This window comes from Rhodococcus globerulus NBRC 14531 (assembly GCF_001894805.1).
In the GTDB taxonomy this organism is placed as follows: Bacteria; Actinomycetota; Actinomycetes; order Mycobacteriales; family Mycobacteriaceae; genus Rhodococcus_F; species Rhodococcus_F globerula.
The window spans coordinates 385,511-404,631 of record NZ_BCWX01000004.1 but is presented as its reverse complement, the minus strand read 5'-3'; the positions used below and the strand labels follow the sequence as shown (position 1 = coordinate 404,631).

Below are 19,121 nucleotides of genomic sequence, written 5' to 3'. Positions count from 1 at the left end.
GTTACCCTCCACGCTGCTTTGCCGAGGAACTGATGACTACCCATCTTTCACTCAGTGAAAGACGGGTTCATGGAATCTTTGAGTGCCTGAATCAGATCGTCGAACTCCGGTACGTGGGTGGCCCCGCTGCGCGTGACGCCGGATACCGGGATTCGCAAGCGGCCGTGCGCTTCTCGCATGAAGCTGATTCCGGCCCGAGGTGATTCGCCGGCGGTGATCGAGTACAGGAGGGTCCAGGCCTTGGGGTTCGTGATGACGTCGAGGGTGGCGGTGTGATCGCTCGGAATCGCCGGGCCCAACTGCACTCGACGGCCGATTTCCCGGAACGCGTCTTCCACGACCTGGTGAATCAGTACCTGACTTTGGCGGGGCGGCAGCAGCAAGGGATAGGCGGCGAGATCGTTCAGGTCGACGCTCTGCTGGCCGGCCAATGGGTGGCGACTCGACATGACGATCAGCAGATCCTCGACGCCGAGGTCGATAGGTTCCAGACCGGGGCGGTCGACGCTACCGCGGATAAGTGCAATGTCTGCATCCCCCGACGCCACCGCGTCCATGCGGTGCGCAAAACTCTTGATCACGAACTCGACGTCGAGATCTGGATGTCGTTCGCGCACATGGGCAATCGCATCCAGGGTTTGACCGGCAAAACTCATGTTCCCGGTGATGCGGATGCGTGCGCTGGGATCGCGTGCCACCGAGTACGCCATGGTTTCGAGACTGAGAACCTGCTGGGCGATCGGCACCAACCGGGAGCCTGCCGGTGACAGGTGCACGGCCCGGGTGGACCGCTCGAAGAGCGTCGCGCCGAGTTCCTTTTCCAGTCGCGCGACCTGATGGCTGATGGCGGATTGGGAGATGAAGCACCGTTCGGCAGCACGGCTGAAGCTCAGTTCCTCGCTGACGACGAGAAAATACTTGAGTTGGCGAAAGTCCATACCGACATCCTACTTATGAGCAAAACAGATAACAGTCTTGCGAATACTGCAGCTAGCTGGACTGAGCCTATGACCGTTCCATACGGTAATAGTCATACTTTCAATTTGGTTTAGGAGTTTGTGGTGGACAGAACTGCTGCGGGTCGCGCAGATGTGGATGCAACGGGACACGAGAAGACTCAGGTCGTCATCGTCGGATCCGGGTTCGGGGCACTTGCTGCCGCGAAGACGCTCACGAAGTCCAAGACGCCGTTTGTCCTCATCTCCGAGACCACTGAGCACCTCTTTCAACCGCTGCTCTACCAGGTTGCGACCGGCGTGCTCTCGGCCGGCGAAATCGCTCCGCCGATCCGCAACATCCTGCAGAAGTTCCCCGACGCGGATGTTCGTCTCGGACGCGTCGTCGAGGTCAATGCCGAAGACAACACAATCGTGTACGAGGCGTCGGGCCAACGGCACACGCTCGGATATCGCTCATTGATCGCAGCAACAGGAGCAACGCAGGCGTACTTCGGCCGCGACGAGTTTGCCGAGGTCACGTACAAGCTCAAGACCGTCGAAGACGCGGAATTGCTTCGTAAGCAAATCCTGCGCTGCTTCGAAGAGGCTCACACCACCACCGACGCACTCACTCGCAAGAACCTGCTGAGCTTTGTTGTTGTCGGTGCCGGTGCAACGGGTGTCGAGTTGGCCGGTCAGATCAAGGAATTGGCGCGACGCTATTTCGCGATGGCTATCAACAACATCAGTGCAGAAGAAGTCACTGTCACCATGGTCGAAGGCGCCGGCGTTGCACTGCCCGCCTTCGGTGGCAAGCTCAGTGAATACACGCAGAAATCGCTCGAGAAGTCCGGTGTCGAGGTAGTTCTCAACACCATGGTCACCGCCATCGACGAGCATGGCGTCACGGTGTCGTCGATCCCGACCAAGGAAGAGAAGCGTATCGACGCCGAGACCGTCATTTGGTCGGCAGGCGTGCGCGCCAACGACTTTGCCGCAGTTCTCGGAGCCGCAACCGGTTGTGAGAGTGACCGTGCCGGCCGACTCCTCATCAATCCAGACCTCACGGTGGGCGGCTTCGCCAACGTGTATGCCGTCGGCGACATGACCTCGCTCAACGGGTTGCCGGGTCAGTCGCCCGTCGCGATGCAGGGTGGCCGTCACGCTGCCAAGATTGTCAATGGAAAGCGCAAGGCCGGAACGCCTTTCAAGTACATGGACAAGGGCAGCATGTCGATCATCAGCCGATTCAGCGCTGTGGTCCGGGTGGGCAAGAAGATCGAATTCAAGGGCACCATCGCGTGGTTCATGTGGTTGGCCGTGCACGTCATGTACATGGTGGGCTTCCGAAACCGTTATGTCGCAGTGATGTCCTGGTTCGGGTCCTTCATCGGCCACCGTCGCCCGCACTTCCACTACACGCAGGAACCGGTGAAAATCGAGGCTGCTCCACCGGTGCTCGAAAAGGAACCCGAGTTGGCGCACTCCGCCTGATTCTCGCGACTGCCCGGTAACGCAGGTTCTTCCAACGCCCACTTCGCTACGCGCGAGGTGGGCGTTGGCCTTGCAGCATCCGCTCGCGCAAACTGTCGTAAATAGGTGCTGACCCGGCCAATGTCGCGACGACGACTGCGGCAGCGGTGGCGGCGAGCATCGGAACCAGCACCGAAGTGACGGCTGTCATCTCCACGACGATCACAATGCCGGTGAACGGCGCCCGCACCACAGCGCCGAAGAACGCGGCCATACCGACCATCGCCATCGCGACGGTAACTCCGGCGTCGACGCCGGGGATGAAGCTTGCCAGCCCGGCAAACAACGAACCCCAGAGCGCGCCGAGGGCGAGTAGCGGAGCAAAAAGGCCTCCGGGAGTTCCTGCGGCGTAGGACAGCGGGCCGGTGAAGAATCGAACAACCAAGTACAGCAGCAGAATCGGCATGACGAAGGTGCGCCCACCGACAAGTATCTGCGAGACTGTATCGCCGCCGCCGGCAACCAGCGGGTTGAGAAACAGAACGACGCCGATGACGGCACCGATCATCGCTCCGATGGCGGTCGGCGGAATACGACGATGGCGCGCAACAAGATCGAGCATGCCCAGAATCAGGCGGTTGTAGACAATCCCCAGTATCCCGGTGAGCAGTCCGAAGACGACAAACAGCGGTAGGAGCGCAATCTGTGGGCTTGGGACGGTGCCGGCCGCGAAGTCAGGCCGATCACCTATCACCAGCCGTGAGCATGCCACTGCCACCGCTACGCCGAACAGGGTGGGAAGGACTGTGCGGAGCCGGAACGATTTGGTGACTTCCTCGCAGACGAACAAAGCGCCACCGATGGGCGCGTTGAATGCCACGGCAAGTCCGGCTCCGGCAGTGGATGTTTGAAGCAGTCGCACATCCGGTACCGAAAGCCGGGCTCGCCGACCTGCTTCTGCTCCGATCGCCGCACCCATATGCACGGTGGGCCCTTCGCGACCGAGCACGAGTCCCGAACCGATCGCCAGTAGGCCGCCCACAAATCTTGCGGGCACGAGGACAAGACGTGGAGGTTGTGCCTCGCCGCGAAAGACGGCTTCCACATGCTGGATACCGCTTCCCGCTGCCAGCGGCACGCGTTGCACGATCATGACGGCAAGCGCTGTGCACAACGCCACCAGTGCAACAGGGACAAGCCAGCCGACATAGGGAATCCCATGTGACCATTCCAGAATCGCCTCGCGCAGACTGTCCGCCCTGTGCAGGCACCACCGGAACGCTCCACCAATGAAGCCGACACAAGCTCCGGCGACGATCGCGAGCAGGCATAGCAGCACCAACCCGCGGCTGGCTTCACGCGGTTCGTCGCCGATATCGTCCGCGGTCATCGTGGTCAGTCCTACCTGACGGTCACAACTCTCGAAACGTGAATTGCGTGGAACATGCGTCGTGTGAACGGTAACGCATGTGCGCTGGCAGCCTGTGCGTTACTCGCGCTCGGAGAGAATTTTCTGCACGGCGAGGTGGCTGAAGAGCATGCTGGTGCCAATGGGATTTCCGCCGCCGGGATAGACCGTTCCACTTGGCGCAGCCATGGTGTTACCCGCCGCGTAGAGGCCGGGAATCGGGTTGTGCGACGTATCGAGAACTCGAGCTGCCGTGTCGGTGCGCAGCCCGCCCTTGGTGCCGAGGTCGGAGATTCCGAACGCCGCCGCATGGAACGGGCCCTGCTCGATCGCCACCAGTGGTGGTTCGCCGCCCGAGAACGCACGATCATAGGCTTCGTCACCACGACCGAAGTCCTCGTCGACGCCGTTTTCGACCATCTTGTTGAATCGAGCGACTGTCTCCACCAGTATTTCGGACGGTACTCGGATCTTTTCGGCGAGGGCTTCAAGGGTGTCGGCGGTGTGCCACAGGCCTGCGTCGACGTACTTTTCAGTCGCTGTCATCGACACGTTCGGTGCCTGCACCGGCGGGCGCTCGCCCTCCTTGTCGTCGTAGATCATCCAGTACGGCAGCGTGAGCGTGCCCTGTTCCATCTGAGCGATCACATCGCGCCCGAGTCGGTCGTACGGAGCCGACTCGTTGACGAAGCGTGCACCGTCCTGGTTGACGAAGATGCCGCCGGTGAACCACAGTGCGAACGCAGAACGCCCGTCGGGATGGGTCAGTCCGGGTGACCACCATGCCTGATCCATGAGGTCGGTGTCAGCGCCGACTGCGATGGCAGCCTGATGCGCTTTGCCGAGGTTCGCTCCGGGCCCCATGGTGTCGCGGGCGTGGCCGGGAACCCCGAACTTCTGTCGCAGTTCGTCATTCGCCTCGAAACCTCCGGCTGCCAGGATCACGCCGCTGCGGGCACGGATGGCTACGCGCTGTCCATCGCGTTCGACGATGGCGCCGACGACGGCTCCTTCTTCGACCACAAGCTCGACAAGCGGGCTGTTCAAGGTCAACTTCGCATTCGGATACTTTTCGATGGCTTTGAGGAAGCGGGCTATCAGTGCTCGTCCGCCGATGAAAAAGTCGTCGGGTTGCGGGATCCCGAGACGGTCGAAGTCGAGGGGGCCGCGCACAACCTCCCGCAGTTCCGGCGCCTGCGAGACAGGGAGCGGGGAGGGCATGGTGTGCCGTTGTCCATCAAGGCGGGCTTTGGGCGCCTTGCCGAAATAGTCGGGCCAGGGGAGCATTTCGAACTTCAAGTATTCGTCCTGTTCGAGGTACTCGATCAGGGGGCCGCCGCCGCGGACGTACGTGTCCTGCAACTCGCGCGGAGTACGGTCGCCGACTACGGCGTGGTAGTACTCGAGCGCGTCCTCGATGGTGTCGTCGGTACCCGCGCGTTGCAGCGCCGGGTTGCACGGAAACCAGACGCCGCCGCCGCCGGAATACGCGGTGGTGCCGCCGAACTTGTCGGTCGCCTCGATGAGATTGACGGTCAGTCCCTCGCGAGCCGCCGTGTAGGCGCCGGTGACGCCGCCGCCGCCGGAACCGACCACCAGCACGTCATATTCTTCGTTCCAGTTCATCATCATTCAGCCTTTCCCGGCTACGCCGGTTTTCCAGGTGGGTTCTTCCGCGCACGGAAAGCTACTGGTTGTGCAGATGCGAAGCGGGAAACCATGTCGTCAGTGATGTCCTCGACGTCGACGTAAGGTGATTTTAAGCACGGCCTCACCCGCGTGCGGTTGTCGATGTTCCAGTGAACGGGATACAAAATTCAGCCCGCCCGTGTTCAGAGTTCCAGGAGCAAGCTGACCCCGAGGGTCGTCATCATCGCGGCGATAATGGCGTCGAGAACTCGCCAGGCATTGGGTTTGGCAAAAAGTGGCGTCAGCAGACGTGCGCCGTAACCGAGAGCGGCAAACCAGAGTGCGCTGGCGGTGATGGCGCCGGCAGCAAACCACCACCGTCCGATCTCGCCGCGGCCGTTGGCAATCGAACCCATCAGTACCACGGTGTCGAGGTAGACATGTGGGTTCAGCCAGGTTAGCGCCAATGCCATAGTGATGGCGGCAAGCCTTGATCCGTTGCCGTGTTGATCGGGCGCCAACGTCTGCGGCCGGACGGCACGTTTGGCTGCGAACACTGCATAGCCGAGTAGGAAAATCGCACCGGCAACGCGAACGAAAGTGATCAGTGACGGTGTGTGTTCGAGAATGGCTCCAATTCCACTGATGCCGGCGAGAATCAGAATTGCGTCCGAAACGGCGCAAACTGTCACGATCGGGAGTACGTGCGAGCGCGTCAGGCCTTGGCGAAGTACAAACGCATTCTGGGCACCGATCGCAACGATCAACGAGAGTCCGACACCAAAACCGACGACGGCGGACGTCGGGTCACTATTGCTGAGCATGTCACCAGCCTGGCCGTCGAATAATCAGCAGTCCAGCTAATGATTCTTAAGCCACATAAGAGTAGTTTCAGATTATGCTGGACATCGAGCAGTTGAAAGCGCTCCACGCCGCGGTAGACGAGGGAACATTCGACGCGGCTGCTCGGAAACTGCACATCACGCCATCTGCAGTCAGTCAGCGGATCAAAGCGCTCGAACGTGCGGTGGGCCGGATTCTGCTGCAACGCACCAAGCCGGTTCAGGTCACCGACTCGGGGCGCGAGGTACTGCGATTGGCCCGTCAGATAGATGCTCTCTCGCGGGATACCATGCGCGAGTTGGGTCTTGACAACGAACAGGGCTCACTGGCTCGTATCTCGGTTGCGGTCAACGCAGACTCGTTGTCCACGTGGGTACTTCAGGTGCTTGCAGATTTCACGGCCGAAGCGAGTTTCGACTTTCATCTCGACGATCAGGACCATACAACCGATCTCCTCCGTGACGGGTCGGTGATGGCGGCAGTAACCTCGGCGGCGACGCCAATTCAAGGGTGCACGTCGAGCCGGCTCGGCATCATGCGATACCGGCCGATGGCAAGCGTCGAATTCTGTGACAGATGGTTTTCGGACGGTGTTACGGCAGAAGCACTTTCAGCCGCACCGGTGGTGGTGTTCAACCGCAAGGATTTGCTGCAGGACAGGTACTTGCGCAGGAAGGTCGGCTACCCCGTTGACCCTCCTCGTCACCAGGTGCCCTCGTCTGCGGGTTTTTCGGATGCGGTGCGACTGGGCTACGGCTGGGGTCTGTTGCCTGATCTGCAAAGTCACGAATCGGCGTATGCGCTGATCGGGTTCGATCCGGATTTTGTCTACGACGTGCCGCTGTTCTGGCAGCAGTGGAAGTTGTCGCCGCCCATCTTGGTACGAATCGCCGACGCCGTTGCTGCTCGTGCCCAGGAGATCTTGCCTCAATCGAGTGCCTGACCGATTGTGCTCCGGAGACAAAGAAATTGGGCAAGTTGAGCCTCCGCGACCGTTTCTTCGGCCCCAGATCGCCGATAGTGTTCTGAGTCACATGCAATGAAAGGTGCTGACTCACGTGGTGGACATCGGATATCTGGCCCCCGATCTGGCAAAGAAGTACGGATCCGCTCCGTGCCTTCGTGACGATAGAAGCGAACTGACCTATGCGGAGTTCGCCGATCGCGTAGAAGCTGTTGCGGCGCAACTCGCAAGCCGGGGTATCGGGCGTGGTGACGTCATTGCGATCATGCTTCCCAACCGAGTCGAGTTGGTGACGGCGATCATGGCGGCCTGGCGCGTCGGCGCCGCTGCGACACCGATCAATCCGATGTTCACGGCCAATGAGGCCGACTATCAGATCATGGATTCCGGTGCGCAACTGGTTGTTACGTCTGGACTGGGTGCACCGAACGGTGGACGCGCAGTGCTGTGCGTCGATGATCTGGCTGTTGCGCCACCATCCGTACCGTTGCCGGACGTCGCCGTGGCGGAGGAAGACCTTGCGCTCTTGATCTACACCAGTGGATCTACGGGTACCCCCAAGGGCGTCATTCTGACCCATGCCAACCTGCAGTTCATGGCGTCGTCGATGGGGCGCAGTATCGGCATCACGGGAGCCGACCATTGTCTTCTGGTACTGCCCTTGTTTCACGTCAATGCTATTTGCGTGAGCGTTCTCGCCCCGCTGATCGTCGGCGGTCAGGTCAGTATCACCGGAAAGTTCTCGGTATCAAGGTTCTTCGACGACGTGGCACGCTTGCGGCCCACGTACTTTTCCGCCGTTCCCGCCATCTACGCGATGCTGACCTCGCAGTCCGAAGGTGCAACGCTCGACACGGCGTCGTTGCGACTAGGTGTCTGCGGCGCCGCACCGATCAGTAAAGAACTCCTCGAACGCGCCGAGGAACGGTTCGGTTTTGTCATCGTGGAAGGCTACGGACTGACCGAGGGAACATGTGCGTCTGCGTGTAATCCCTATGACGGCATTCGCAAACTCGGCACAGTCGGCCCTGCGTTGCCCGGGCAAGAGATTGCGATCCTCGCCGACGACGGGACTCTTGCTCGGCGTGGTGTCGCGGGCGAGGTAATCATCAAGGGTGCCAACGTGATGCGTGGCTACCTGAACAGACCGGAAGAGACAGCCAAAACTGTTGTGGACGGTTGGCTGCATACCGGCGACGTCGGGTTTCTGGACGAGGATGGTTACCTGACTCTGGTCGACCGCATCAAAGACATGATCATCCGGGGAGGAGAAAACATCTACCCCAAGGAAATCGAAAACTCGCTTGCCACGCACCCTTCCGTGTTGGAGGCCGCTGTGATCGGGGCTCCGCACCAGGTCTACGGAGAGGTACCTGTTGCCTATGTTGTTACGTATCCGGATTCGCCTGTCACGGAAAACGAACTGCTCGAACATGTCACGGCGCTCCTCACTCGCGTGAAGCTGCCAGTGGCGATCTACGTCGTCGACGCGCTACCCCGAAACCCGGTGGGCAAGATCGACAAACCTGGAATGCGGCGAGCATTGAGCGTCGAACCCGCTCGCTAGCCACATCCCCGTAATACCCGAATAACTCGATGACGTGCGTCGAGTTGATCCGTCATGCCCACATATTGCACATCAGGAGCACACCATGGGATTCAAAGAAGGAAACTTCCCTCCCGTCGACCCGGCCACGTTCATGGACAAGCCTTTCCTCGAGCGTCTTCGCGACATGTCCACGCACTGGGTTGATTACGGCTTCGGGACACCGAAGATGGTCCACACCGTCTACATCATGAAGTTGCTGTTTCTCTACCTGCTGGCCGGAACCGCAGTTGCGACACTGACTTCCGGGCTTTCCTGGGTCGATCCAGGATCTTGGTGGAATCAGCCCATCGTCTACCAAAAGCTGATCCTGTGGACGATGATGCTCGAGATGCTGGGCCTGGCAGGTTCGTGGGGCCCGCTGGCCGGTCACTTCAAGCCGATGACCGGTGGCGTCCTCTACTGGATTCGGCCGGGAACGATTCGCCTGCCACCGTGGCCGGGCAAGGTTCCACTCACTTCCGGCGACACCCGGACGGTGTTCGACGTGCTCATCTACGTCGCCGCTGTTGCCAATCTTCTTGTTGCCACAGTGCTTCCAGGAGTGCACACCACGGGAATCGACGCGGCGATCGCCGATAACGCCGGACTGGTACGCCCGACCGCCCTGTACTCGTTCCTGGTCCTCATGGCGATTCTTGGTCTGCGCGACAAGGTCCCGTTCATCGCCGCGCGCAGCGAGCAGTACCTGCCGGCTATTTTCTTCTTCACGTTCCTGCCGTTCGTCGACATGATCCTGGCGCTCAAGTTGCTGATCGTCATGGTGTGGATCGGAGCCGGTATCTCGAAGTTCGGTCGCCACTTCTCACTGGTGGTTCCGCCGATGTTGAGTAATACACCGTGGATTCCCTCGAAGAAGATCAAGCGCGCGCACTACCGTAATTTCCCCGAAGACCTGCGGCCCTCACACCTCGGTGGCGGAGTTGCACACGTGGCGGGAACAATGGTCGAGATCGTCACACCGTTGATCCTGCTGTTCTCCACCAACAAGACCCTGACCATTCTTGCCGTAATTCTCATGGTCGGATTCCACCTGTTCATCGCGTCGACCTTCCCGTTGGCTGTTCCACTGGAATGGAACCTGCTGTTTGCCTACGCGGCGGCGTTCCTGTTCCTCGGCTTCCCGGCGTGGGACGGCTACGGTCTCGGTGCCATGTCCTCGCCGTGGATTACCGTGGGAATTGTTGCAGCACTTGCTTTCTTCCCGATTCTCGGCAATCTTCGACCCGATCTCGTGTCGTTCCTGCCCTCCATGCGTCAGTACGCCGGCAACTGGGCGTCTGCGACGTGGGCATTCGCGCCGGGTGCAGAAGCCAAGATCGATCAGTGCATCAAGCGTCCGTCGCCCGATACCCGTAATCAGTTGATGACGATGTACCCCGAAGACGTGTCCGACGTCGTTCTGCATCAGCTGTTGGGGTGGCGTTCGATGCACAGCCAGGGGCGCGCGCTGTTCTCGCTGATGCTCCGGCACCTCGGTGAGGACATCAACACGTACTCCTTGCGGGAGGCCGAATTCATGTGCAACTCCATCGTCGCCTTCAACTTCGGCGACGGCCATCTGCACGACGAGAAGATGATCGCGGCGATTCAGCGTCGTTGCAACTTCGCACCGGGCGAGTTCCTGGTGACGTGGATCGAATCCCAGCCCATCCACAAGGGCACACAGGAGTACAAGGTGATCGACGCGGCGTTGGGCGTCATCGAACGGGGCACCTTCAAGGTGGCCGACGCGGTAGCCGAACAACCGTGGTTGCCGAATGGCCCCATTCCGTTCGATGTTCAGTGGACACTGGACGTACGAGCTGACCGCGCGGCGACAGACCCGCAGGTCGTCTCCGAGCCGAGGATGCGAACGAAGACCAGCAGTATCGAGCAAGAGGTGGGTAAGTGACAAAGGCCGTAGTTGTCGGCAGCGGGCCGAACGGGCTCGCTGCCGCGGTACACCTTGCCAGGAGCGGTGTGGACGTGCAGGTACTCGAGGCCGCCGACCAGATCGGCGGAGGAACACGCTCCGGTCCGATCGACGTGCCCGGGTTGATCCACGATCACTGCTCGGCGTTTCACCCGATGGGTATCGGTTCGCCGTATCTGTCCAAGCTCGACCTCGAGCGGTACGGGTTGATTTGGCGGTGGGCCGAGGCGGACTGTGCGCACCCCCTCGACAACGGTGATGCCGGTGTTCTGTATCGCTCGCTGGAGCAGACCGCGGCGGGGCTCGGCGCGGACGGGCAGCGATGGCAACGCATGTTCAGCGACCTGTCGACTGGTTTCGACGCGCTGGCGTCCGACCTGATGCGCCCCATCGTGAACGTTCCGCGTCATCCGCTCAGGCTTGCGGCTTTCGGTCCGCGAGCACTGCTTCCGGCAACCGTGACCGCGAAATTGTGGAAGACGGACAAGGGCAAGGCTTTGTTCGGTGGGGTCGCCGCGCACGCCTTCTATCCACTTCACCGTCCGGCCACATCGGCCGTGGGGTTGATGATCACCGCGGCTGGTCACCGCTACGGATGGCCAGTTGCCGAGGGCGGTTCACGCTCCATCACCGATGCGTTAGCGGCGATGCTCCTCGATCATGGTGGCAAGATCGACACCGGTATCCGGGTGCGCACAGCTGTCGAGATTCCGGACGCCGATGTTGTTCTGATGGATGTCAATCCAGTTGGTGCTCTCGAAATCCTGGGGGATCGTCTCCCCGCCCGAGTGGCAAAGGCCTACCGGAAGTTCAAGTTGGCACCCGGCGCTTTCAAGGTTGATTTTGCGATCGAAGGTCATGTGCCGTGGACTAACCCGGATTGTGCGCGGGCCGGAACAGTCCATCTGGCAGGTGGTTTCGACGAAATTGTGGCAAATGAGCGTGAGACGAATGCGGGGCGCATGCCGCAGCGACCGTTTGTGCTCTTAGGGCAGCAATACCTCGCTGATCCCACCCGCTCTGCCGGGAACATCCATCCGCTGTACGCCTATGCCCATGTGCCACAAGGATATACCGGCGATGCTACGGAGGCGATCATCCGCCAGATCGAAAGGTTTGCACCGGGGTTCCGGGATCAGATCGTGGCCACATCGAGTCGCAATACCGCTGATCTGGCACAGGACAATCCGAATCAGGTGGGCGGCGACATCATCGGAGGAGCAAACTCCGAACTGCAAGTGGTGTTGCGTCCGCGCATCGCTGTAGATCCGTACAGTACCGGGATCGAGGGCACGTACCTTTGCTCGGCGTCGACGCCGCCAGGGGCCGGGGCGCACGGAATGTGCGGATACAACGCGGCCGAATCTGCACTGAAGTATCTCAGGCGGAAGGGTGCGGAGGTTTTGTGACGGGTCCATCGCACAAGGATCGAGACGCCGTCGCGAGGCGGCGCCTCGCCCGGGTGCCGGCTGCCGCCGAACCGGAAGTTCTTGCCGTGGTTGCAGAATTGGCGCGACGCCTCGATGCGCGTAGCACTGAAATAGCGCGCGAAATGAGCGTCATGATGGCTCACGAGATCGACCAGTTGGACAACGATGCCAATTTGATCGAGATGCTCGAAGCCAGCGTGCAGGGAAATGTCACCACCATCATTCATGTGCTGGCAAACGACATACCCATCGATCATCTCCAGCCCACAACCGCGGCAGTGGAATACGCGCTCAGGCTCGCCCAACGAGACGTCCCGTCCAACTCGTTGGTACGGGCATATCACATGGGCCAGGGCGATCTGATGAGGATTTGTCATGACGAGGTCAGCGCCCTCGACATTCCGGCCCGACTGACTTTGGCTGTCCTGAAACATACTTCGGACGTGGTGTACAGCTACATCGACTGGATTACGTTGTACGTCTTCGATGCGTACGAACAGGAGCGAAGTCGGTGGATCAACGCACAGGGCAACTTGCATTCAGCTGCGATCCACGCACTGTTGTCCGGAACTGGGTCAGACACAGGAAGTTTCGAGTCTGAAACCGGATATCGGCTGGACCAGAACCACATTGCCGTGGTTGCCTGGTCGACGTGGGATGCCGATGCGTTGGGCTTCAATGCCCTGGATCGGCTGGTGCGTGATCTCGGCGCGGCGGCCGGCGCTGACAAATCAGTGATCGTCACCGCGATCGACCGTCGAACAGTGTGGGCGTGGTTGCCCTTCGGACGCCGCGTTCCGGCACCGGATCTGCAGGTGCTGTCGGCATCCGTGCCGCTCGACGGTGGCACCCGCGTCGCCATCGGTCTTCCAGGGAATGGGATGTCCGGGTTCAAGCGTTCGCATGAGCAAGCGCGCGCCGCCTATTCTGTTGCAACCGTGCCGGATACGCCGGGACGGCCTCTCGTGAGTTTTGGTGACCGAGGCATCGCGGTGGTGTCTCTCCTGTCGGACAATCTGGATGCGACCAAGTCCTGGGTGTGGGAAGTGTTGGGGCCGCTGGCTGCCGACACCCCGGGTGCGGCGTCCCTGCGCACAACATTGAGCGTGTACTTTGCGAACGGCGAAAGTCACCTCCATACTGCCAATCAGATGAATCTGCACCGCAATACCGTGAAATACCGCATCAACAAAGCGCTCGGCGATCCAGTCATCGTCGGGCGTGACAAGCTGGATCTGGCTCTGGCGTTGCAGGTGTGCGAATTGCTCGGTAGATCGGTGTTGCGCCCTCTCGGTTGAGACAGGAATTCAGTCTGCACTCCGGCGGGAGTTGAGCCGGGAAGCCTGGCGTGTGAGGTGGTCGCGTTCGGCGAGGTTGGTTGCCTTGTGCGCCGCCTCGCCATACAGGTGCGCCGCCGTCGTGAGGTCTCCGTCGCGCTCGTGAAGATACGCCGCCACCGCCGTGTAGCGGGGCAGTGAGTTGTCCAGCCTTGCCAGTGCCGCCAGACCGGCGCGCGCTCCGTCAGCCTCTCCCACGGCGACCGCTCGGTTGAGGCGGACAACCGGGCTGTCGGTGAGTTGCTCGAGTTCGTCGTACCACTCGACGATCTGAACCCAGTCGGTTTCCTCGGCGGTGAGCGCGTCAGCGTGGAGTGCCGCTATAGCGGCCTGAACCTGGTACTCACCGAGTCGGTCGCGGGCGAGCGCGGCGTACAAGGTTGTGATGCCCTCGCTGATCGCCGCGGTGTCCCACCGGCTGCGATCTTGCTCCGCGAGGGGCACAAGATTGCCGTCGGGCGAGATCCGGGCAGCTCGCCGAGCGTGGTGGAGCAACATGAGGGCGAGCAAGCCCGCCACTTCGGGGTGGTCGATTGCGGCCGCGAGCTGCCGGGTGAGCCGGATGGCCTCGGCAGCGAGGTCGACATCGCCGGAGTACCCCTCGTTGAAGACCAGGTAGAGGACTCGCAGGACCGTGGTGACATCGCCCGGCTGATCGAACCGCACGCCGGATACGGTGCGCTTGGCCCGGCTGATGCGCTGCGCCATCGTCGATTCGGGGACCAGGTAAGCCTGCGCGATCTGGCGGGTGGTCAGCCCGCCGACGGCCCGCAGCGTGAGCGCGACCGCGGATGACGACGTCAGCGACGGGTGCGCACACAGAAAGTAGAGCTGGAGTGTGTCGTCCACTGCGGGTGCGGACTCCCGCACGGGTTCTTCCTCGAGCAGCTGCTCACGCCTGGTGCGAGCAGCCTCCGCTCGGGTCGCGTCGAGGAACCGCCGCCAGGCCACGGTGACCAACCATCCTTTCGGGTCTCGCGGCGGGTTGTCGGGCCAGACCCGAACTGCCTCGAGCAGCGCATCCTGCACGGCGTCCTCGGCCGCCGCGAAATCTGCTCCGCGGCGGACGAGGATTCCGAGCACGCTCGGAGTGAGGCTCCGAAGCAAGACGTCGTTCATCTGTCGAGGTCAGTCGGTGATCGCGGGTGGTGCGGTCAAGAAGGGGCGCACTTCGAGCCACTCGTGGATCGGCTTTCCGCCGGCTCCGGGTGCTGCCGACAACTCACCCGCCAGTTCGACGGCACGGTCGTAGTTGTCGACGTCGATCACCATCCAGCCGGCGATGAGGTCCTTGGTCTCCGCGAACGGGCCGTCGGTGACGGGCGGTCGACCCTCGCCGTCGTACCGGACAAATGTTCCTGAAGGGGCAAGAGCCTGACCGTCGACGAACTCTCCCGTCCCCTCGAGCCGATCCGCGAAGTCCTGCATGTACTGCATGTGGGCCGTGATCTCTTCCGGTGTCCACTGATCCATGGGAACGTCGTTGACCGACGCCGGAGCGCCGCGGTAATGCTTGAGAAGCAGGTACTTGGCCATCGTGTTTCTCCTCGGGGTTGGTGCCACCATTCTGGTCGCACTTCACTACAGGGACGTAGCAAGCCACGGATTCTCGACATCATGCCGACAAGTTTTTTCGAGCTTTGTGTATGTGCTGGTGAAGCGTCTGAAAGCGGTGGTGTCGGCAGCGTGACCTACGGTGTTCGAGTGACTTCGCCGTGGACTGCCGGGCAGGTGGCATCGGTAGCTCCCGACGCCTCCTCGTTGGCAGCTGCGCAGAAACTGGCCGGTTCGTGGTCGCAGACCGGGCAGGTCGAGAACGGCCTCTGGGGACTGTGCCAGGGCAGCGGATCGAAGCCTTACCAGGCGATAATCGACCTGAGCGGTCCCGCCTACAAGTGCTCGTGCCCCAGCCGCAAGTTCCCGTGCAAGCACGCGCTCGGCCTTCTTCTCGAATGGTCGACCGGACGCGTCCCGGTGGGATCGGAACCGCTCGACTTCGCTGCGGAGTGGTTGGCACAACGGGAGGGGAAGGCCGCACAGCAACCGGTACCTGCCGCCAAGGCAGTTGCCGATCCGGCCACAGCCCAGAAACGCGCCGAACGAGTGGCAAGCGGATTGGTCGAATTGGACCTGTGGATCACCGACCAGATACGTGGTGGCCTGGCATCGATGGATATCTCCTGGGAAGCGCTCGACGGAGTGGCCGCACGCATGGTCGACGCGCAGGCGCCGGGGGTTGCCGGAGCGCTCCGGTCGCTGGCCGGGGCGGTGGCCGGGGCGGAGAACTGGCCCGAGCTGGTGTTGGGTGAACTCGTACGCCTGCATCTCCTTGTTGTTGCGCATCAGAGAATGGACCAACTTCCCGGTCCACTTCGGGATTCGGTGCGAGCGCACGTCGGATACCCGGTGTCCACCGAGAGTGTGATGGAACTGCCTGCTGTTCGCGAACTCTGGATGGTGATGGGTTCACGCATCACGGAGGAGAAGCGGCTCTTCACCCGCACCACGTGGCTCCTGGGGCGAGCTACGGGACGCTGGGCGATTTTGCTCGACTTCTCCCACGGTTCTCCCAACTTCTCGGGTGGCGTACCGCCTGTCGGACATGTGGTCGACGCAGACCTGCACTTCTATCCCGGTGCGGCGGCGCTGCGGGCACGACTCGGAGCAACACATGGTGAGGCGGAGCCGTTCACGACTCTGCCGGCGGGGAACATTGCGGCGGCGCTGGAGCACTACACCGACGCAGTCAGCGCTGATCCGTGGTTGCGGTCGTGGCCGGTTGTGGTCACCGATGTGACGCCGTCGTATGTCGACGGATCGTGGTTTCTGGTGGACAAGTCCGGTTCAGCGCTTCCGGCAGAAGGTGATTCACGCATGATGTGGACACTCCTCGGCATTTCCGGTGGGCATCCGGTGAGTGTCTGCGGAACGTGGAATGCACGATACATCGAGGCATTCTCGGTATTCGTGAATGGTCAGGTGATGGCACTGTGAGCACTCTCATGTCGGCGGCTCTGCTCGGAACATCGCGTACAGCAGCGAGTTTCGATGATCTTCCGGTCGATGTCCGTTCGGCTGCCACGCGACTTGGCGGCGATCCGGCAGTAGTGCTGCTGGAGGCGGCGGCGCTGGCCAGGGCCTACCGCGCCGGGGGAGCAGGTTCCGTCACTGCCGATCTGCCTGTGCCCGCGGAGGACGATCCGCGGCTGGTTCTCCCCGAATCGTCTTCTGCGCATCTGCTTTCCATGCTGGCTGCCAAGGCGACGCTGCTCGACGAGTGGTTTGCGCTGGCGCTCGAGCGAAACTTCCGGGCACCGGATCATCTGGTCGCGGAACTATTGGCGTATGCGCGAGCCGGTGAGGTCTACCGTGAGAGAATCCTGCGAATCGCCGGCGAGCGCGGACAGTGGCTGGCAACCCGAAATCCGGAGTGGTCCATTCTGATTCGCGGTCACGGCGGCGGCGTCGACGGGTGGCGGCACGGAACGCCGGCAGAACGCCTCCGGTGGTTGGCCGATACCCGCCGGAGCGAGCCGGCGCAGGCGTCGGAAGAGCTGACACAATCCTGGGAAACGGAACGGGGAGAACACAAAGCAGCGTTTGTCGCAGCTCTCGTCACCGGATTGAGTGCCGATGACGTGCCCTTGCTCGAACGCGCCCTCGACGACAGGCGCAAGGATGTCCGGCGTGAAGCAGCGACGGTTCTCGCCCGACTGCCGCAGTCGCCTTTCGGTGAACGTATGGCTCGGCGCGTCCAGGAATGGGTGCGGATCGAACGAACACAGTCCGGTGTGCGACTTGTGGTCGAGGCCCCCGAAGAAATCGATGCGGCTGCGAAGCGCGACGGGATCGAGGATCGGCCCAACCCACACACCGATTACCGCGCCGAGTACGTACGGCAGGCGATCAGTGCAGCTCCACTATCTTTGTGGAACAACATGATCGGTCAACCGTCGGCAGTTCTGAACCTGAGTCTCGACCGAACCTGGGAACCGATCCTTCACGACGCCTGGTCCACGGCCGCTGTACTCCAACATAACTCGGAATGGGCTCAGGCGATTTTCCGCACGCGTGGTCTGTCCACCGACAGGCGCCTGCTCCCGATGATTCCGCCGCGCGATCTGGCCGATCTCCTCTTGTCTGGAACTGGTGACGCGAACATCCTGCATCCGGACCGGGCGGCGATCTTCCAGACGCTGCCTCGCCCGTGGCCGGACGACATCACAGCCTCCGTGGTGGCGCAGTGGGAACGCGCCGCGGCCAGGCGTGCAGATGGCGGGGCCAGATCTGCCGAGTTCTCCCGCTACAAGTACTCCGAGTCGCTGCGTCTTGCGCAGGCCAGTTTCCCGTACAGCGCAGTAACCGTGCTCGGCCGGGCCGCGGAACGTGCCCGTGATCTCGACTGGCAGCAAGCTTTTGTCAAGACCGCCAACGCCATTGTCCACCGCAAGACACTGCTCGAGGAGCTCACATGAGTGCCACTGTTGATCCGACCTCACTGATGCGTCCGCACGCCGAGCAGGAATACGCACATGAGTTAGCCGCACTGGCGGCGGCCGACACGCGTCCGCGGCCACCGTCGTGGAACCTCTCACCCTGGGCGGTCGTCACGTACCTGCTGGGCGGCACTCTCGAGGACGGTACCGTCATTTCTCCCAAGTACGTGGGCCCGCGTCGGCTGATGGAAGTCGCCGTCGCGACGCTCGCGACCGACCGCGCACTGCTCTTGCTCGGAGTGCCGGGAACCGCTAAAACCTGGGTGTCCGAGCACCTTTCGGCTGCGATATCGGGGGCGTCGACGCTCTTGGTTCAGGGCACGTCCGGCACACCCGAAGAAGCCATCCGGTACGGCTGGAACTACGCGCGTCTGCTCGCCGAAGGCCCTACCGCCGGCGCGTTGGTGCCCTCGCCGGTGATGAACGCGATGGAAACCGGGAAGATCGCTCGAGTCGAGGAGTTGACGCGCATCCCGGCCGACGTGCAGGACGCTCTCATCACGATCCTGTCCGAGAAGACGCTTCCCGTGCCCGAATTGGGTATGGAAGTGCAGGCGGCCAAGGGCTTCAACCTCATCGCCACTGCCAACGACCGCGACCGTGGTGTCAACGATCTGTCCTCCGCATTGCGTCGACGATTCAATACCGTCGTTCTGCCTCTGCCTGCCAGCGAGGAAGACGAGGTGGCCATTGTGGCCCGGCGGGTCGAACAATTGGGTGCGGCGCTGGAGTTGCCTCTCGTTCCGGCAGCGGCTGAGGAAATTCGTCGAGTCGTCACCGTATTTCGCGAATTGCGTTCCGGCACCACGGCAGATGGTCGGACAAAGCTGAAGTCCCCATCCGGGACGCTGTCAACAGCAGAGGCGATTTCGGTGGTCACCAACGGCTTGGCGTTGTCCGCGCACTTCGGTGACGGTGTCCTGCGCGCATCAGACGTCGCGGCCGGGATTCTCGGCACGGTGATCAAGGACCCGGTAGCGGACAGCGTGGTGTGGAACGAATACCTAGAGGCCGTGGTGCGTGAACGAGGCGACTGGTCCGACTTCTACCGGGCCTGCCGCGAGGTCACCGGGTGACATTTG

General features: G+C 61.8%; 15 protein-coding genes. 9 read left to right on the top strand and 6 right to left on the bottom strand.

Annotation, left to right across the window (positions count from 1 at the left end; genetic code table 11):
- Positions 1–47 precede the first annotated feature (47 nt).
- Entirely contained in the window at positions 48–938 is an 891-nt protein-coding gene (locus RG2_RS22490; protein WP_033233682.1) for a LysR family transcriptional regulator, read from the bottom strand.
- Positions 939–1,061: 123 nt separating this feature from the next.
- Between RG2_RS22490 and RG2_RS22485 the strand changes: the two genes are divergently transcribed.
- The gene (locus RG2_RS22485; RefSeq protein WP_045065538.1) at positions 1,062–2,432 is read left to right on the top strand and encodes an NAD(P)/FAD-dependent oxidoreductase; all 1,371 of its coding nucleotides are present in this window, start codon (positions 1,062–1,064) and stop codon (positions 2,430–2,432) included.
- 46 nt (positions 2,433–2,478) lie between these two features.
- Here RG2_RS22485 and RG2_RS22480 read toward each other — a convergent pair whose 3' ends face one another.
- From RG2_RS22480 to RG2_RS22470, 3 genes are all read right to left on the bottom strand, one after another.
- Entirely contained in the window at positions 2,479–3,801 is a 1,323-nt protein-coding gene (locus tag RG2_RS22480; RefSeq protein ID WP_033233681.1) for a ClC family H(+)/Cl(-) exchange transporter, read from the bottom strand.
- Positions 3,802–3,900: 99 nt separating this feature from the next.
- On the bottom strand, positions 3,901–5,448 hold the full coding sequence (locus tag RG2_RS22475; protein ID WP_033233872.1) for an FAD-binding protein: 1,548 nt from the start codon (positions 5,446–5,448) through the stop codon (positions 3,901–3,903).
- Positions 5,449–5,651: 203 nt separating this feature from the next.
- On the bottom strand, positions 5,652–6,272 hold the full coding sequence (locus RG2_RS22470; protein WP_033233680.1) for a LysE/ArgO family amino acid transporter: 621 nt from the start codon (positions 6,270–6,272) through the stop codon (positions 5,652–5,654).
- A 74-nt stretch (positions 6,273–6,346) separates the two neighbouring features.
- Here RG2_RS22470 and RG2_RS22465 point away from each other — a divergent pair, with 74 nt between their 5' ends.
- The 5 genes from RG2_RS22465 to RG2_RS22445 all read left to right on the top strand — a co-directional run bounded on the left by RG2_RS22465 (position 6,347) and on the right by RG2_RS22445 (position 13,504).
- Complete coding sequence (locus tag RG2_RS22465) at positions 6,347–7,234, top strand: LysR family transcriptional regulator ArgP (protein ID WP_033233679.1); 888 nt, start codon at positions 6,347–6,349, stop codon at positions 7,232–7,234.
- Between the two features lie 115 nt (positions 7,235–7,349).
- Positions 7,350–8,822: a class I adenylate-forming enzyme family protein gene (locus RG2_RS22460; RefSeq protein WP_051730450.1), complete on the top strand. Its 1,473-nt coding sequence runs from the start codon at positions 7,350–7,352 to the stop codon at positions 8,820–8,822.
- A gap of 85 nt (positions 8,823–8,907) precedes the next feature.
- Positions 8,908–10,755, top strand: a complete 1,848-nt coding sequence (locus RG2_RS22455) for a DUF3556 domain-containing protein (protein WP_033233678.1) — start codon at positions 8,908–8,910, stop codon at positions 10,753–10,755.
- The gene (locus RG2_RS22450) at positions 10,752–12,185 is read left to right on the top strand and encodes a phytoene desaturase family protein (protein ID WP_033233677.1); all 1,434 of its coding nucleotides are present in this window, start codon (positions 10,752–10,754) and stop codon (positions 12,183–12,185) included. Before RG2_RS22455 ends, RG2_RS22450 begins: the two co-directional genes overlap by 4 nt.
- Positions 12,182–13,504: a PucR family transcriptional regulator gene (locus tag RG2_RS22445; RefSeq protein ID WP_033233676.1), complete on the top strand. Its 1,323-nt coding sequence runs from the start codon at positions 12,182–12,184 to the stop codon at positions 13,502–13,504. Before RG2_RS22450 ends, RG2_RS22445 begins: the two co-directional genes overlap by 4 nt.
- 9 nt (positions 13,505–13,513) lie before the next feature.
- On the opposite strand, the gene RG2_RS22440 is transcribed toward RG2_RS22445, so the two are convergent.
- The gene (locus RG2_RS22440; protein ID WP_033233675.1) at positions 13,514–14,662 is read right to left on the bottom strand and encodes an RNA polymerase sigma factor; all 1,149 of its coding nucleotides are present in this window, start codon (positions 14,660–14,662) and stop codon (positions 13,514–13,516) included.
- Between the two features lie 9 nt (positions 14,663–14,671).
- A complete protein-coding gene (locus tag RG2_RS22435) occupies positions 14,672–15,079 on the bottom strand; it encodes a YciI family protein (RefSeq protein ID WP_033233674.1) in 408 nt (135 codons plus the stop codon).
- A gap of 168 nt (positions 15,080–15,247) precedes the next feature.
- Here RG2_RS22435 and RG2_RS22430 point away from each other — a divergent pair, with 168 nt between their 5' ends.
- Genes RG2_RS22430 through RG2_RS22420 form a run of 3 tightly spaced genes read left to right on the top strand, consistent with a single transcriptional unit; the run spans position 15,248 to position 19,115 of the window.
- Positions 15,248–16,537, top strand: coding sequence for an SWIM zinc finger family protein (locus RG2_RS22430; protein WP_033233870.1), 1,290 nt, complete (start codon positions 15,248–15,250; stop codon positions 16,535–16,537).
- A complete protein-coding gene (locus tag RG2_RS22425; protein ID WP_033233673.1) occupies positions 16,534–18,018 on the top strand; it encodes a DUF5691 domain-containing protein in 1,485 nt (494 codons plus the stop codon). Before RG2_RS22430 ends, RG2_RS22425 begins: the two co-directional genes overlap by 4 nt.
- Complete coding sequence (locus RG2_RS22420; protein WP_033233672.1) at positions 18,015–19,115, top strand: ATP-binding protein; 1,101 nt, start codon at positions 18,015–18,017, stop codon at positions 19,113–19,115. Before RG2_RS22425 ends, RG2_RS22420 begins: the two co-directional genes overlap by 4 nt.
- Positions 19,116–19,121: the final 6 nt, after the last annotated feature.

Bases quoted from the DNA above. Each gene is read 5' to 3' on its own strand.
- RG2_RS22490 (WP_033233682.1), bottom strand. From the start codon at position 938: ATGGACTTTCGCCAACTCAAGTATTTTCTCGTCGTCAGCGAGGAACTG.
- RG2_RS22480 (WP_033233681.1), bottom strand. From the start codon at position 3,801: ATGACCGCGGACGATATCGGCGACGAACCGCGTGAAGCCAGCCGCGGG.
- RG2_RS22475 (WP_033233872.1), bottom strand. From the start codon at position 5,448: ATGATGAACTGGAACGAAGAATATGACGTGCTGGTGGTCGGTTCCGGC.
- RG2_RS22470 (WP_033233680.1), bottom strand. From the start codon at position 6,272: ATGCTCAGCAATAGTGACCCGACGTCCGCCGTCGTCGGTTTTGGTGTC.
- RG2_RS22465 (WP_033233679.1), top strand. From the start codon at position 6,347: ATGCTGGACATCGAGCAGTTGAAAGCGCTCCACGCCGCGGTAGACGAG.
- RG2_RS22455 (WP_033233678.1), top strand. From the start codon at position 8,908: ATGGGATTCAAAGAAGGAAACTTCCCTCCCGTCGACCCGGCCACGTTC.
- RG2_RS22440 (WP_033233675.1), bottom strand. From the start codon at position 14,662: ATGAACGACGTCTTGCTTCGGAGCCTCACTCCGAGCGTGCTCGGAATC.
- RG2_RS22435 (WP_033233674.1), bottom strand. From the start codon at position 15,079: ATGGCCAAGTACCTGCTTCTCAAGCATTACCGCGGCGCTCCGGCGTCG.
- RG2_RS22420 (WP_033233672.1), top strand. From the start codon at position 18,015: ATGAGTGCCACTGTTGATCCGACCTCACTGATGCGTCCGCACGCCGAG.